Annotated in this window: 16 protein-coding genes; 8 read left to right on the top strand and 8 right to left on the bottom strand. The window is 61.1% G+C overall.

All coding sequences use genetic code 11. The annotated features are described in order from the left end of the window. Positions 1-593: ATP-dependent DNA ligase (locus AC1DJB_RS23125; protein WP_476910947.1), on the bottom strand; the 593-nt coding region annotated here is incomplete at its 3' end. A gap of 602 nt (positions 594-1,195) precedes the next feature. Between AC1DJB_RS23125 and AC1DJB_RS23120 the strand changes: the two genes are divergently transcribed. From AC1DJB_RS23120 to tcmP, 6 genes are all read left to right on the top strand, one after another. Beyond that, entirely contained in the window at positions 1,196-1,462 is a 267-nt protein-coding gene (locus tag AC1DJB_RS23120) for a glutaredoxin family protein (protein WP_442546144.1), read from the top strand. Then, on the top strand, positions 1,462-2,193 hold the full coding sequence (locus tag AC1DJB_RS23115) for a single-stranded DNA-binding protein (protein WP_476910946.1): 732 nt from the start codon (positions 1,462-1,464) through the stop codon (positions 2,191-2,193). Before AC1DJB_RS23120 ends, AC1DJB_RS23115 begins: the two co-directional genes overlap by 1 nt. Before the next feature lie 78 nt (positions 2,194-2,271). Beyond that, positions 2,272-2,877, top strand: a complete 606-nt coding sequence (locus AC1DJB_RS23110) for a DNA-binding protein (protein WP_476910945.1) — start codon at positions 2,272-2,274, stop codon at positions 2,875-2,877. Then, complete coding sequence (locus AC1DJB_RS23105) at positions 2,874-3,146, top strand: ParB family protein (protein WP_476910944.1); 273 nt, start codon at positions 2,874-2,876, stop codon at positions 3,144-3,146. The genes AC1DJB_RS23110 and AC1DJB_RS23105 overlap by 4 nt, the downstream gene beginning before the upstream one ends. An 11-nt stretch (positions 3,147-3,157) precedes the next feature. Further along, complete coding sequence (locus AC1DJB_RS23100) at positions 3,158-3,463, top strand: tudor domain-containing protein (RefSeq protein ID WP_476910943.1); 306 nt, start codon at positions 3,158-3,160, stop codon at positions 3,461-3,463. Between the two features lie 727 nt (positions 3,464-4,190). After that, entirely contained in the window at positions 4,191-5,390 is a 1,200-nt protein-coding gene (gene tcmP / locus AC1DJB_RS23095) for a three-Cys-motif partner protein TcmP (RefSeq protein ID WP_476910942.1), read from the top strand. Here the strand turns inward: tcmP and AC1DJB_RS23090 are convergent. From AC1DJB_RS23090 to AC1DJB_RS23070, 5 genes are all read right to left on the bottom strand, one after another. Beyond that, a complete protein-coding gene (locus AC1DJB_RS23090; protein ID WP_476910941.1) occupies positions 5,377-6,123 on the bottom strand; it encodes a DUF5131 family protein in 747 nt (248 codons plus the stop codon). The two genes, tcmP and AC1DJB_RS23090, sit on opposite strands and share 14 nt — an antisense overlap. Before the next feature lie 178 nt (positions 6,124-6,301). Further along, a complete protein-coding gene (locus AC1DJB_RS23085; RefSeq protein ID WP_476910940.1) occupies positions 6,302-6,658 on the bottom strand; it encodes a hypothetical protein in 357 nt (118 codons plus the stop codon). 127 nt (positions 6,659-6,785) lie between these two features. Then, positions 6,786-7,292, bottom strand: coding sequence for a hypothetical protein (locus AC1DJB_RS23080; protein WP_476910939.1), 507 nt, complete (start codon positions 7,290-7,292; stop codon positions 6,786-6,788). Positions 7,293-7,462: 170 nt separating this feature from the next. Further along, positions 7,463-7,843: a hypothetical protein gene (locus AC1DJB_RS23075; RefSeq protein WP_476910938.1), complete on the bottom strand. Its 381-nt coding sequence runs from the start codon at positions 7,841-7,843 to the stop codon at positions 7,463-7,465. Positions 7,844-8,142: 299 nt separating this feature from the next. Continuing rightward, complete coding sequence (locus AC1DJB_RS23070) at positions 8,143-9,420, bottom strand: restriction endonuclease (protein ID WP_476910937.1); 1,278 nt, start codon at positions 9,418-9,420, stop codon at positions 8,143-8,145. A 232-nt stretch (positions 9,421-9,652) separates the two neighbouring features. Between AC1DJB_RS23070 and AC1DJB_RS23065 the strand changes: the two genes are divergently transcribed. Next, positions 9,653-10,603 carry a GIY-YIG nuclease family protein gene (locus AC1DJB_RS23065; RefSeq protein WP_476910936.1) on the top strand — a complete coding sequence of 317 codons (951 nt, stop codon included), beginning with the start codon at positions 9,653-9,655 and terminating at the stop codon, positions 10,601-10,603. A 14-nt stretch (positions 10,604-10,617) separates the two neighbouring features. On the opposite strand, the gene AC1DJB_RS23060 is transcribed toward AC1DJB_RS23065, so the two are convergent. Next, a complete protein-coding gene (locus AC1DJB_RS23060) occupies positions 10,618-11,808 on the bottom strand; it encodes a hypothetical protein (protein WP_476910935.1) in 1,191 nt (396 codons plus the stop codon). A 285-nt stretch (positions 11,809-12,093) separates the two neighbouring features. Here AC1DJB_RS23060 and AC1DJB_RS23055 point away from each other — a divergent pair, with 285 nt between their 5' ends. After that, positions 12,094-12,699 carry a recombinase family protein gene (locus tag AC1DJB_RS23055; protein WP_476910934.1) on the top strand — a complete coding sequence of 202 codons (606 nt, stop codon included), beginning with the start codon at positions 12,094-12,096 and terminating at the stop codon, positions 12,697-12,699. Between the two features lie 159 nt (positions 12,700-12,858). On the opposite strand, the gene AC1DJB_RS23050 is transcribed toward AC1DJB_RS23055, so the two are convergent. Continuing rightward, positions 12,859-14,397: a pentapeptide repeat-containing protein gene (locus tag AC1DJB_RS23050; RefSeq protein WP_476910933.1), complete on the bottom strand. Its 1,539-nt coding sequence runs from the start codon at positions 14,395-14,397 to the stop codon at positions 12,859-12,861. Positions 14,398-14,486: the final 89 nt, after the last annotated feature.

The following is a 14,486-nucleotide window of genomic DNA, read 5'->3' as shown; positions in this document are numbered from 1 at the left end:
CAGGCCGTCCCAACCGCCCAAGACCGGCAATCGCTTCGACTCGACAGACCGCCCCGCCGGCACCCAAAAAATACGCCATCCTCGCACCACTCACACCCCTCTTGAACCGCATCAACACGCTTATTCAACAGGGAATTGCAGACCAGGCCTTCAATGCCGGTCGCCGGGATCTCCTCGAACCAGGACACAGCCACTTCCCGGTCCCTGGTCACGGGGGAGAGGTTCAACGGGGCAGACCAGTCCCGTGCCAGCTCCTCGAGCAGCGCACGGCGCTCCGACAACGGCTCCATCCGTGTGTCGTGCCCCGCAACAGCAAGCACATCGAAAGCCACGAACGAGGCCGGGAGCTCCCGCACAAGCGCAGGCAGTACCGCCCTGGACGTGACCAGGCGCCGCTGGAGCGCATCGAAATCCAGCCGGCCCCCGGACCAGATGACCGCCTCACCGTCGACAACACACCCCGGCGGGATCTGCTCGGCGGCCGCCGCCACGAGATCGGGGAAGTACCTTCCCAAATCTCTGTTTTGCCTGGACATCAAGGACACCCCGCCTGTGCCCGCCAGGCAAACCGCCCTGAACCCGTCCCACTTCATTTCATACAGGCACCCGCCAGGCAAACGCCGGCAGCCGGAACTGTCTCCACCGCCTTGGCCAGAGCCAAGGAGACCGGCGGAACCAACCCGGCCGGCAAGCCCTCAAACACCTAAACCACAGCGCCTCTCGCGCGGCGGCAACACCGCCGCCCCTCAGGCCACAAACATCCTCGCGACCCCATGGCCACAGCCTAGCCCTCCCGCCAGCCCAAAGGGCAGCGGAGAACCGGGACTACCCCATGGACCAAGACTCGATCTCCGGACGCACCACGAACGGACGGATGAGTGCATTGGGCCGGGACAACACACGCCCAGACGGCAATGGCCGACACACGCGGGAGGCTCGCCCGGAATTACGGCACGGATCTTCAGGCGCAGGGGGATTCCCAGCGGGCTACTTCACGTTTTCACCCAAGAGTTCTGGACACCTGTTCTCGGGTCCCGAAACGGCCGCCACCCCTGAAAGCCTCATAAAATGTTGGTCGAAATCCGCGTAAAATAAGGGCAAAACTGCTTGTTTTTCATATGAAAATTGGTAAAATTGAAGTAGAAAGTCACCCAGACGAACGCAACCAGAACCGATACGAAACGCAGGACTGAAAATGACTTCCACCCCAGCCGAGTACACCATCTACACCAAGCCGGCCTGCCCGAACTGCGACAAGACGAAGGCTTACTTCGAGTCCAAGGGCATCACCTACCAGGCCGTGGACATCACCGAAGTGCCCGCAGCGCTGGAGTACATCACCCAGGAGCTTGGGTACTCCCAGGCGCCCGTCGTCGTGAACAACTCCGACGACGAGGACCACTGGGCAGGGCTGCGCCGCGACAAGCTGGTCCAGGCGGCCATGCACCACAAGGCGGCCTGATGGACACCGAGCGGTTTACTCTCAGCCCCCGCCGGTTCGACCCTGACCGGGACTGGTTCGGAGAAGAAGCCAACCCTTCCAGAACCATCAACGTCCCCCTGATCGACCCCTACCTGGTGGAGCCGGACCCCGCGGCCCCCTGGTATGAGACCGTCCAAGTCGCCCCTGAAACCGACGCCACCACACTCAACCACACCCAAAGGAAGGTCCACATAATGGCTGGCGAAACAACCATCACAGTGATCGGAAACCTAACAGCAGACCCGATGGTGAAATTCTCTCCCGGCGGATCCGCCGTCGCGAACTTCACCATCGCGTCAACACCGCGAACCTTCGACCGGCAGTCCAATGAGTGGAAAGACGGGGAGACCCTGTTCCTCCGGGCCTCGGTCTGGCGTGAAGCGGCAGAGAATGTCGCGGAATCCCTCACCAAGGGCATGCGTGTCATCGTCTCCGGACGGCTGAAGAGCCGCTCGTACGAGACCAAGGAAGGCGAGAAGCGCACCGTCCTGGAGCTCGAGGTAGAAGAGGTCGGAGCCTCGCTCAGGTACTCAAAGGCGAAAGTCACCCGCACCCAGCGCAGCGGCAATCCAGCCGGGCAGGGCACCGGCGGACCCGGCAACCAGGGCGCGACCCAGTCCGTCCCGCAGGGCGACCCGTGGGCTGCCCCGCAAACCACCAGCGGCGACGGGTTCTGGGGCAGCGGACCCGACGCCGAACCGCCGTTCTAAGCTTCAAAATCCGTAGTAGTAGTAGGAGTAGTATCGTTACTACTCCTACTACTTTTCAAGAATCGAAGAGGTGCTTTGATGATGTCGAGCGTGAAGGACCGCGTCTATGCCGCGGCCGAGCAGATCAGCGCCGAGCGCCGGCCCACCGTGTCCACGGTCCGCGCGGCCGCCGGCGTGAGCAACGCCGACGCCACCCGGTACCTGAAGGAGTGGACCGAGGAAAAACAGGCCGCCGGCGGGCAGGTCGCCGCCACTCCCGCAAACCTGCTGGAACAGGCGGCACGCCTTGCCGGAGCCTGCTGGGCCGAAGCATCCGCCCTGGCCGCTGAACGCCACGCCGCCGTCGAAGCGGCCTGGGCCCAGGAACGCAAGGACAAGGACCAGGAAATCGCCGAACTCGTCGACGACCTGGACCAGGCAGCCGCCGACAAGGACGTCGCCGCAACGGCCCACGCCGAGGAGATCACCAGGCTCGAGGCGCAGCGGGCGGCCTTGGAGCGCCAGCTCGCCGTGATCGGCAAGCAGCTGGAGGATTCCCGGGAGGCCGAGCGGGCGGCTGCCAAGGAGGCCGCGGACGCGGCACGCAGACTGGCGACGGCCGAGGTCCGCGCCACCACCCTTGAACAGGTCCACAACGCCCTGCTCCAGCGGGTCTCCCCGGAGACAAAAGGCGCGGGGGAGTGAGCAAGGCCAAACCCGAGAGCTTTTCCCCGTACTTCACGACCGCCGACGCCGGCCAGGTCCGGGCAGCCTTCGCGGCCGCGGGCCACCTCGAGGGATACGCATCCATCTCGGAACTGATCGAGGCCGCTACGCTCAAGGAAGTCCGCCGGCTCCAGCGCCGCCATAACAACGGCAAACCTTGGGAACCGCTGCCCCCGGGAAGCGCCCGCACTGGCCGGCGCTCCAAAGACGAACTATCCCGCCACTCCGGCACCGTTACGGCCGATTGAAGGAGAACGAAATGCAGAACCACGTAGAGACGCTGGCCATCGCCTGGGCGGAGCACGACGGACTAGAGAGCTGGATGCTCGCCGCGCCAGATGCACAGCCCCTTTCGCGGGAAACCCTGCAGGACATTGTGTCCGACTACCTCGCCGGTCACGATCCTTTCCCAGACGGCATGAATGTCGAAGTCGCGCGCCAGGACGGCTCTGGCTGGGAGCCAGCCGTCATCATCGAGCGACCAGGCACGGATGAATGGACCGTCGAATACGACGACGGCACCCAGGCCTGGCGCGATCACAGCGAGCTGCGTCCACGCCGTTAATGGTCGTTTCCAGCTCGCCCCGACTCCGCGGAGCGCTCGTCCTCTTCTTCCACTTACCTCAGCCGAACGACCACGCTCCCCACTTACCTCCGCAACGGAATACCGGTTCGAATATCCCGCCTCGTTTGAGGACGCCGAGGTTCTGGCATGGCGTTACTGACAGAACCTCTATCTGTATGGCAGGATCGAAGCACTGTTAGGGCATACCGACCTAGGGCCCGTAGCAGATTTCTTATTGGTGGCCTTCCTAGGGGGCTGAGCAGCGTGGTAGGCCCGCGACCTGAATTGCTCAAGGTAACTGCTGAAGGGGCCCTTCCGAAGCGAGATCGGAGTCCGAGGCCACCTTCAGCAAATTTCTTGCTCTACGGCGGCTAGGCAACCACTTTTTCGACGCTGCCAGTAGGAGCTCCTATGACCACCGATTTGCTGTCCTTATCCCTAGGCCTTTCTGCCGTTGCATGCTTAAAACGCATATTGCCTTTCATTCTTTGCTTGGTCGTGCTTGCCAAAACGGGAAAGACGAAAGGCTTCCAGGACATCGCAGCTGTCTTTGGCTCCTCCCGCCGGCGGCCCTAGCACTACGGGGCGCCGTCATCACGCGTTGACACAGGTAGGTTAAAACGCCTCGTCCAGCGATCTCCACGCGGTTTGAACTGCCTGGTCCTTAGGGAAGACAGCGCGTCTATTCTCATGGGAGACACAACTTCACATAATCTGACCACCTCAGATGTTCGATCTCGGGGGGCCAGGTTTGTCCAGCGACACCAGCAAATTTCATGAGAGCAAGAAGTCGGCAGCTGTGCTCAAACACGCGGTCATTAATAGCTATGTGACGCCATTCGCGAGCAAGACCGGCAGCACATCTAAAGACCATCGAGTGGCCTTCATTGACGGGTACGCGGGGCCGGGGCGGTACGAGGACGGTACGGAGGGCTCTGGTGCGATGTTGCTGCGGAAGGCCAAAGAGCTCGCAGCTCTGAACCGCAAGGTCGAGTGTCACTTCGTTGAGGACGACGCCGAGACCGTAGCTCGGCTTCGCGATGTGGCCACAGCCGAGGGCGATGGCGTCACCTACACGATCACTGACGACAACATAGCCGCGCACCTGCCGAAACTGCTTGACGACGTGAAAGACATCCCGCTGTTCGTCTACCTCGACCCTTGCGGCCTGCCCATCCCGCTGGAGGAGGTCGCCCTTATCTTTGACCGCCCCAGCGGCTACGGTACGCCGGCGACCGAGGTGCTGATCAACCTGACGGCTGGCCTGCGGCGCTTCGCGGGCATGCTCTACAGCGACAAAGCAGTGCCGAACTCACTGAAAAGACTTGACGCGGCATTCGGCGGGGACTGGTGGCGTGAGGTTTGGCGCGAGAAGTGCCCGGCCAAGGAGGGCTCCGAGGACCAGAAGATGACCGCGGAGCTGGCCGTGGTCGAGGGATACGCCGAGCGGCTGCGCCAGCAGGCAGGTGGTGCGGGCACCTGGATCATCGACGTCAAGCCTCGTGCCAACCTCAAACCTATCTACTACCTGGTGTTCGCCACCCGGCACTTGGACGGGATGGCGACGTTCGGCGAGGCGACATCCATAGGCCTAGAGCATTGGCGGAAGCACAATGCCGAGCAGGCAGCTGAGGATACCCTCTTCGGCGACGCCGCAGATTGGGAGGCGGCTTGGAAGGCCGAGGAGAACAAGCTCAAGGACCAATGGGTTAAAACGCTAGCCGACCGGCTGACAGTCGAGCTGGCGAAAGGCGAAGCATTCCGGATCATCGAGCGGGCCGACGAGATCCTCGGAAACGATCTTGTCGGTCTGGTTCGCACCATGCACCTCCGCGCCGCGGTCAAGGAGGTTCTGGCTGCGAAGAAGACGACTACCAACCCGAAGGGTGTCCAAGACCTCTACAAGCTGCTGCTCACGCCCGCGTAAGTACCGGCATTTCATCCCACAAACGTCCATCAAGCTCCCGGCCGTTGATCTTTGGCGTGCGTCCGCCCCACTGCTTGAAGAAGAAAGCGAGCCCCTGATCACGGCACTCATCGCGAAGTTCGCGCACCCAGGTGGGATCGAGCGGGCGGTGCTTCGGTCCGCTCTCGCCTCCAGCGATCAACCAGTGCATGCCAGTCAGGTCGAGCCCGGCGAGCGACCCGAGCAGCGGCTCGGCCGAGACGAAGCGAGTTGCGGCAGGCACGCGCCGTAAATCATCGAGACGCCACAGCTGATCGGCTGTCTCGACACTGACGCCGAGCCACACGTTGCTTGGCCACGGAAGCTCCTGCGCCATGCGCATTGCTCGGCGAGGTCGCTTGGTGAGTAATTGGTAGGTGTGCCGAGGTGTCTCCTCCATGACTTGGAAGACGTCGCGGATGAATGATGATGACACGCGAGCGTGGAACAAGTCGGACATGCTGTTGACGAAAATAAGCCGTGGAGCCGACCATCGACGGGGAATGTCCAAAGCCGACGGATGTTCGGTGATAGCAAAGCCGGGTCCGCTCGTGCGCGGGTCGCCGTCTTTCTGGTACTTCGCGTTGCCCATCGCCTTCAGCCGCTTTGCCAGCGCAAGGGCGTAGCAGTTGTCGCAGCCTGGGCTGATCTGGTCGCAGCCTGTCGTGGGGTTCCACGTCGCTTCTGTCCATTCGATGCCGCTAGCGTCCGCCATGCCACAAGCGTACGTTGCGCAGGTCCAACAACTGATCAGACGCATCACTTGGCCTATTGGCGTGGTGACTAGGGGTCAGGAGGTGGGTGTGATTCGCAGCGATAAGTGGCGGACTTTTTCACAGCGCTAAATGTCACTAGTGACCATTAGCCGGCTGCGCGGTAATAGCCATTCTCCGCTAGGTGCGGAAAGGTACTTGGCTGGGGATCACAGCGATCGTCTCGTTGCCGAGGGATCGGAGGAGTTCGCGGACGCCGGCCGTCGCCTCGTCCGGGTAGGGAGTGGGCCCAACGGCAACGCCAAGGACGGGGAGCTTTTTCATTGGCTCGGGTCCTCCATTGAGCCACTGAGAATTGTTTTCTGGCAGGCCGAGCTCGACGTACGGGATGATCCCGTACCGGCCGGGGCGGTGTTTGAGGTACATGAGATCAGCGCGCATCGGAGCGCCGCAGACGATGCGCATCTCCTGCTCATCCTTGAATGCCTCGTGCTTGAACGTCTGGATGACTTGCGCGACATCCGCCATGGCCGTCAAGTCGTCTTTCCTGGGCTTGCGGTTCTCCCCGTGCGAACTGACCGCGTCTTCGACGTCGAGAATGGCTTGCCAGGCAACTAACTTCTTCTCCTCGAGGGTATAAACCGCCTCGCGCCAGTCGAAGGGGTCAAGATCCCTGAGCGGCGAGCTTGCGCAGTTCTTGGTTGTCCTCCTCGTTCAGGTACCCAAGTTGCTGGATCGTTTCCTCTGTTAGAGGCCTCTGCCGGCGCATCGAGAGGGGTTGACTGGCGTCCAGAGCAACGGCGAAGCCGACCTCAGGTCCGGTGTAGTTGCGCCACAAGGTCAGGTTGTCAGGTGCCTTCGAGGCACACACAATGAAGGTCCTATAGCGGTCGGTCCTTAGGGCGGATTGAAGGGCGAACTGCACGCCGCCGTTGATGCGTGGGTCGACCTCGTTAATGTGCCGGTTGAATAGATCCCGGAAGAGCGCATCACCGGTGAGCTCGTGCCGGTCATTCATGAAGGCCGCCGAGCTGGCCCACAACACGTTATCTTGGAGCATCCCCGCAAGACCGGCGGCGGTTGTGTAATGCCACACGGTCCCTTTCGGCCAGACCTCCGGGGACAGCAGCCCCGGAGCAGTGTCGAGGGAGGGACTCAGCGGAAGGGCCATGACTACAGGTTAGACCGCTCAGCACACTCCGCTGCGGAACCGGTCGGCCGCGGAAGGCCGCCAGCCAGCCCTCGCAATGGAACCCGCGAAGACATCGTTCGACGGCCATGAGTGGCGCCGCAAGCTGATCCTAAGAATGAAGTCCGGGGGATGATCAGGTGTTCGAGGGTTCACTCCCATCCCCGTTCCGAATGGGTCACATGGCGATGGTACTGTCCTTCCTCCGCCGCGTTTGCCGCGTCGTCCTCACGGAAGAACCATCCGCGAATCGACCCCGAGCCAATGCTCGCGACCAGCCATTCGGGTTTCGTTGTCCCCGTGCGCCCGGCGCTATCGGTGTAAACGCCGTTGCGATCAGACGGAGGGAGGCGGAGTGTCGCCCCGCGAACATTGATGATGCGATTCACTTGCATGCGCGAGAGCCCGGCGGCTTGCGCGATCTCCGTGACCTTCACGCGGTGTTCGTATGCACGGAGGATGGTCTCCTCCAGGTGAAGGTTGGCGGACTGAACGGCCAAGCGGGCGTCGTTTAGGTCAGTAAGGACTGTCATTGGGAAATTGTAACACTTGGTTACTTGTGTAACGCCAAGAGTCATTACTTGCGGGGGGATGGGATGCTAGGGCATCAGTCAATCTCAGCGGTGCTGGAAGGAGTTGGCAGCCTCGTGGCCTCGCCCGTTAACCGGTCGATCAACGGGCGCAAGAAATTTGAACATTTGCCTATGCCAGGGCGGGGAGTCATAGGCCCGAATACCCCGCACGATTTTTTGCGCGGTGAAGGTCCCCCAACTGCAACCAGGCCAAACGAAGGGCAGTGTCCACTTCCTTGGAAGTGGGGATACCAGGACAGTCAATCGAAGCTGATCCTGTACCTCAGCGCATCGATGCTTTCCGGCCGGCTTCCCATAATGAACCTCGTTGGGTCCCAAAGAACGCCCTCAGCTTCCGCCTGAAGGATTTCTTCGTCTATCTCATCGTTCGGGTTCGTCCACTCAACGCACCGATATTGCGCCAGAACGTGCGTTGACCACTCTCGGCCTCTACCCACTGGGTCGCTGGCGACAGTCTCTTCGAGCGCCTCAAAATCGCCTTCTAGGGGTTGCTGGGCTTGCCAACGGTTGGCGATTCGGTCTCCTTCTTGCGCGACCAAACCGAAAAGAATTAGATCCTCGAGCTCGGTCTGGGAGTGGGCGTCAGCGGGTCCACCAGAGACGACAGCCTTTATCATGAGCGAAATCCGGGCCTCTTGTTGTTTCCAGCTGTCTAGTGCAGCTACCCACTGGGGCAAACGAAGCGTCCTGAGCCGATCCAGGTTACCGAGCTCGTCGTAAAGGACAAGGAAGTCACATGCCGCCTGCTTTATCAAACGGGTGGGATCAAGTTGCTCGTGGTCCCACCCATCTTGCTTTCCGGGACGGGCGGCGGTCGTAGCATCAAGAGCGGCGCTGATACCGACCGCATTAATCGGGTCCCCAACGAGGAGCCCGTCGTGGCGGAGGAAGGAGCTGTACTCCTGTAGGACGAATGAGAGCGCTTCGTCATCCTCTTCGGCGTCGGTTTGTCGCTCAAGTCTTTCGACAAGTGACGCAAGCTGACGGCTAGAACGGTCAAGGGCCTCGCGGGCCTCTTGGCGCTTTCGTTCGGCGCGGACCTTGAGCTCGCCGCCCCGTCTCTGTATCTGCTCAGCAATCTGCTCAGCACGGCTCCACGAGCCAGTATGGCTGTCGACATCGGTGATAGTCAGAAGAGAGTTCGCTTCTGCATTCCGCGGTGTCACCGAGCCGTAGATGTCATAGCTGAACAGCGCTACTCCGGCCTGCTGGGCAAAATCAGCTGCCTGGCGTGTGAATCCTGAGAGCGCGAAGAAGAGAACTTTTTGACGCCCATGCCCTGCGCCCAACGCTCCCTGAACCACCGGAGCACCTACAGGAGTGGCTTGGTGCTTGACCTGCGCGACTCCCACATCGGCCGTGACATCGATGCCCCTGTCGGCACCCGGAGCTGTTAGCCGAACACCGGTCATGCCAAGCTTTTCCCCCATGTACCAAGCGGCGAGTTCCTCTGCGTCTTTCCAATCAGCGAGGAGAATTTCTCGCGGGTGTCTTGAAGACCGAAAAGAATTGACCATCTCCTCAGCGTAGTGACAAAAAGCGCTTGCCCGTATACCGCAGGGACGGCGCCCAGTAGGGCATACCCAGCCCGGCGTGAGGTTGCACCCGATTATCGTTTGGGCATCTGCCTGGCTTTTGGAAGATGGCAGCTCACAGTGATCGCTAGAGTAGGCCGTCTCGTAACCCTTCTGATACGAGGCGTCTCACCGACTGACTAGAACGCATGAGTAAGTGGCATAAGGTGTTCCAGTGTCAGATCTGCGATCCCCTGCCCTCTACGTGCCTGCCGAGACAATGGTCTCTGAAGAGCCGGCTTCCCGCGCGTCCCTTACCCTGGGTCATGTGCTTAGTGGCATAGGCGCGGACTATGACCCAGCGGTCCCGCTGGAGGACATACACGTCATCCGCCACACCTTTAAGCCGAGTGATCCCGATGCGCTGCGTGGGCCGGAGGATCTGACCCAGGAGCGAGTCCTCGCCTACACCAGAGAGCAAGACATTCCGCCCCGCTTCCCCGCAAATCCTCCCCGATACTGGGTGATACTCATTGCCGACGGTGGGCGTCGCTCCCGTCTCTGGGGTACCTACGAGAACCACGGCGAGGTGGCAGCAACGTCCACCAAGAAGTACAGATGCTTCGACCTGCGCCCGACAGAATTCCTTGCACCCCTCAAAGACCGGCTCGTAGTCGAATGGGACAACCCCCGCAGCTGGCACCGGAACGCCGGCTCAGCCACAGGCGCGCGCATGCCCGTGCTGGAGATCGCCGACCGGGACAAGGTCCACTTCCCAGGCTTCGACGGCGTGCTGCTCACCTACCACCAACTGCGCGACATGGTGGACGATCCTCGCTACGCCGACTGGCGTATCGCCCTGTCAGAGGTCCAGGGAATCTACCTCATCACAGACTCCACCAACGGCAAACAGTACGTCGGCAAAGCCGATGGTGCCGAACGAATTCTCGGCCGGTGGACGGTGTACGCGCGGGACGGCCACGGCGGTAACGTAGCCCTCCGCGAGCTTGCCCAACAGAGCGCAGCTGGCGAAAGTACAAGAATTAAGACGGACCATGCCCGGCACTTCGTTTTCAGCCTCCTACGCGTTTTCGGGCCCAGCACACCCTCCTCAGAGGTCAACGCAGCCGAGTCCCACTACAAGGCTGCGCTCATGACACGCCAGTTCGGCCTCAACAGGAACTGACAAGCCGAAACACTCTATGGTTGACGTGAGTTGCTCCTACTCTCGGTCGGCGCGATGACGGCCAATCCTTCTGCTGTAGGAGCGAGCTCAAGGACAGTCTGATCAGACTCTGTCAAAAGGGGCAAGCTGTCCGGAGTCGCATGAAGTGCTCGCGCGAGACGGCCGAAGCTGGTGCGAGCCCCGATAGTGCCCTTACCTGCGAACGCAATTGGCACCTTGCTCGAATCGATCTGCAATACATTGAGGTCATCAAGTAGACCCACAAGCTGGGACTGTCGGTCCGCGAGTACTGAAAGCTCCCCACGAAGGACGTTCTCGACATGAGGAAGCGAGCGATCCCCATTCGAGAACTCAGCTGCGATTTTCTCAAGTACGACCACTCGTGCCCGGAGCGCAAGTGCTTGATAAGTCTGAGCCACCATCTGCTCGAATTCCCGTGCCTGGTTGTCCCGTTTGTCGACAAGCGCCTTCATAAGATCCGGCGCGTATACACGGTCCGAGCCCTGGTGTTTGTCGGCGATGTCCAGCCAACGATCGAGGCGATTAATGTATGTATTCGTCAGGGTGTCGAGATCGCCAAATGCATGAGCAGCAGACGAAATAGATGGTATCTGCGCCTGATCCAACAGATACCCGGCAACCTTTCGAGCTTGTTGCTCTGCAGTTGTCAAGATCGAACGCTCTTGCTCATCCATGCGGATCTGGATCCCGGCCACGGCGTTCTTGATCGCGTCTAGCTTCTTGTGCATCTGATGCTGCGCCAGCATCTCTCCCGCAACGGCAAGACCCACGGTCGCGATGAGCGGCCCAGCTGCAACGGCGGCGCCAGTACCCGCCGCCGTTGCCGGTATGAGGCGTACATGTGCGGCGAGCTTTGTTGACCCGGCCGCGCGAGCGATTCCGCGAAACCCACCACCAACGGCAGGGACGAGATCTCGTGCCACCGATCCGGTCGGCAGGATAACTCGGTATAGACCTTCGGTCGATGCGGCACGGCCAGCTTGTCCAAACGATTGACTGATTGCCTTCGCAAACGCTCCCGAGGTTTGCGCGACCATCCCCGTCGGAGTGCTTTTCGCAGGTTTTGCGATGCGGCTGATGACGAGCGCCTCTCGATTCAGCAGCATTCGGAGCATCATCTCGGTGCTTGGCTCCGCTTCTAACGGAACGAGCGGAACAACGACGGCGTTTTCTTCAAGTTCCACAGGGCCTCCGGATGGTGATCTATCAACTAGCGTGCCAGTAAGTATCGCCTATGTAGGTGATCGCCCTCCACTTTGCCTAGGAAGACAGAGACGCAGATCCGCCCTCAACTGGACCACTGGGCCGTCTCGTAACCCTACGGATGCAAGACGCACCGACAAGACACCCCTAGTCGCGCCAGTAGCCCAGCAGATACTTGGCCGGAAATATCTTGCTACCGTGTATCACAACTTCAAGTCGGAAAATCTGTATCCAACCACTGTTGCAAGACACGAACGGGACCGGGCATGAGCAAAACGATCGGCTACGCCAGAGTTTCCAACAAGGCGCAAGCCACAGACCGGCAAATCACTGACCTCATCGCCGCTGGAGTCCGCCGCGATGACCTCTATACAGATCACGGCGTCAGTGGAGCCAGAGCCCACCGCCCCGCACTCGAGCAGGCATTTGCGGCCCTGCAAGAAGGCGACACCCTGGTCATCACAACACTGGACCGGCTCGGACGCTCCACTGCCAACATGCTTAACCTCGCCACCGATCTGCGCCAGCGGCACATCAACCTGCGCGTCCTGAACCTTGGCGGCGGGGACGTCGATACCGGCACCCCCATGGGCGCCATGGTCTTCACCGTCATGGCCGCCCTGGCGCAGATGGAACTCGACATCAAACGCGAACGCATCACCGACAGTGTCAGCAAACGCCGCGCAGCAGGCAAGGACCTTGGCGGCCGACGAAACACCTTCACCACCAGCCAAATCGAAAACGCCCGCCGCCTCATCGCAAGCGGCGAATCGGCAACCCAAGTCGCCCAAGACCTCGGCATGTCCAGGGCAACCCTCTACCGACGCATCGCAGGGATCGAAGCCCAACACTGGATCAACACCCAAGGCTAACGACTCCCCAAGCCCGGTTGTCCTGAAGCTGTCATGAGGTGCCATGTAGCGAGAAGACGCGCTTGTTCCAGAGGATTCCCTGAGTCTTGGCGTTGTGTCAGTGTGAAATCTGAGACCCTCGGGGCGTCTGTTTGCGGTACACCCCAAGTTGACATTCCGTTAAGGATCACCCTGCTCGACTGTGTGTTGGTGGTGCCAGATGAATGGCAATTCCTGCGGCTGAACATTCTTGGGTGGGGGGTAGTCCCAGTGGACAAGAGGCGGGACCGACCAGTCCAGGGGAAAGCGGAAGTCGACGGTGCCGCGGGAGAACACGGCCTTGGTGAAGTCGACGGTAGCGCCGGAGAACCTGGCCTCGGTGAAGTCCACGATGGCGACGGAGAAGAAGTCAGCACCGGCGAAGGTCACGGTGCCGTCGGTGAACCTGGCCTGGGTGAAGTTGACGGTGCCACCGACGAATTGTGCGTTGCGGAAGTCGAGGGTACCGCCGGAGAATCTGGCCAAGTTGAAGTCGACGGTGCCGCCGGTGAACCTGGCCGAGTTGAAGTCGACGGTGCCGCCGGTGAACCTGGCCGAGTTGAAGTACACGGTGCCGCCGGAGAAGTCAGCAAGGCCGAAGTCCACGTTGCCGCCGGAGAACGTGGCTTCGCTGAAGTCGACGATGCCGCCGGAGAAGTCAGCAACGCCGAAGTCCACGTTGCCGCCGGTGAACTTGGCCGAGTCGAAGTCCACTTTGCCGCCGGAGAACTTGGCAGTGAAGTCCACGTTGCCGCCGGCGAAGGTGGCCCAGTTGAAGTGGACGGTGCCGCCGGAGAACGTGGCCCAGTTGAAGTCGACGGTGCCGCCGGTGAACATGGCACGGCCGAAGTTCACGGTGCCGCCGGAGAACATGGCACCGCCGAAGTTCACGGTGCCGCCGGAGAACGTGGCCCAGTTGAAGTCGACGGTGCCGCCGGAGAACATGGCACCGCCGAAGTTCACGGTGCCACCGGAGAACATGGCACCGCCGAAGTTCACGGTGCCACCGACGAATTGTGCGTTGCGGAAGTCCACAAGTCCCCGGAAGACTGCGCCTGACAGGATCCCTCCGTCAAAGATTGCGCCTTGGAAATTGAATTCATTGTCCGACCAAGACTGTCGAGTTCCAGGCTGAAGATGCTGGCGGATCACGTCCAGGATCGTGCGTCGGATTTCACCGTCGGAAGGTCGGTGATTGACTGTCGTTTGTACCTCGGCGCTCCCCCCGGCAAACGAATGTGTTCGTTTGGTTGTGGTCAGTGCAGGGTGGGGTGAACCAGTAGCAGGAGTGGGAAAGTAGGGAAGTCGGAGATAGCCGCACAGCACGGCGATGCACTGCTGCTGCCGTTCGTTCCTGCTCTCGTCGGCCAGGGCGGCCAGGGCGTAGATTCCTGAGACTTGGATGGTGGGGTTGGTATGCCCCAGAAGCCCAGCCGCCGTGGATAGGCGTTCGAGGAAGGACCCAGCCTCAGCCCGTTTCTGCCTGCGGTACGTCACGACCAAAGCCACCGCACCGCCCAAACCAGCCACCATGGTCAGCGCCACCTGAGTGGCCTCTCTCCGGTCGTCTGGACTACGCGGCGGCGAGGATGTGAAGTCACCCCAGAGCGCGAAACCAATCAGCCACCATGCCACGGCACCAAAAATGGCCAGCCCTAGCGCAGTCAGAGAGACCGCCACGATCAGATTGTCGCGAGGGCCAATCGTGAGAACCATCCTTCTGCGCCAGCCCGCGGCGGCGCGACGAGCCTTCTTCGTCCACAGTCCCG

Source organism: Arthrobacter sp. 01T428 (genome assembly GCF_056398685.1).
Note: the sequence above shows the minus strand (reverse complement) of the source record. Positions and strands in the feature narration are given on the sequence as shown.

What these genes read in the sequence shown, in the direction of transcription:
- AC1DJB_RS23055 (WP_476910934.1), top strand. Translation starts at nt 12,094, where the DNA reads ATGAGCAAAACGATCGGCTACGCCAGAGTTTCCAACAAGGCGCAAGCC.
- AC1DJB_RS23090 (WP_476910941.1), bottom strand. Translation starts at nt 6,123, where the DNA reads ATGGCGGACGCTAGCGGCATCGAATGGACAGAAGCGACGTGGAACCCC.
- AC1DJB_RS23110 (WP_476910945.1), top strand. Translation starts at nt 2,272, where the DNA reads ATGATGTCGAGCGTGAAGGACCGCGTCTATGCCGCGGCCGAGCAGATC.
- tcmP (WP_476910942.1), top strand. Translation starts at nt 4,191, where the DNA reads ATGTTCGATCTCGGGGGGCCAGGTTTGTCCAGCGACACCAGCAAATTT.
- AC1DJB_RS23115 (WP_476910946.1), top strand. Translation starts at nt 1,462, where the DNA reads ATGGACACCGAGCGGTTTACTCTCAGCCCCCGCCGGTTCGACCCTGAC.
- AC1DJB_RS23080 (WP_476910939.1), bottom strand. Translation starts at nt 7,292, where the DNA reads ATGGCCCTTCCGCTGAGTCCCTCCCTCGACACTGCTCCGGGGCTGCTG.
- AC1DJB_RS23070 (WP_476910937.1), bottom strand. Translation starts at nt 9,420, where the DNA reads ATGGTCAATTCTTTTCGGTCTTCAAGACACCCGCGAGAAATTCTCCTC.
- AC1DJB_RS23100 (WP_476910943.1), top strand. Translation starts at nt 3,158, where the DNA reads ATGCAGAACCACGTAGAGACGCTGGCCATCGCCTGGGCGGAGCACGAC.
- AC1DJB_RS23075 (WP_476910938.1), bottom strand. Translation starts at nt 7,843, where the DNA reads ATGACAGTCCTTACTGACCTAAACGACGCCCGCTTGGCCGTTCAGTCC.
- AC1DJB_RS23120 (WP_442546144.1), top strand. Translation starts at nt 1,196, where the DNA reads ATGACTTCCACCCCAGCCGAGTACACCATCTACACCAAGCCGGCCTGC.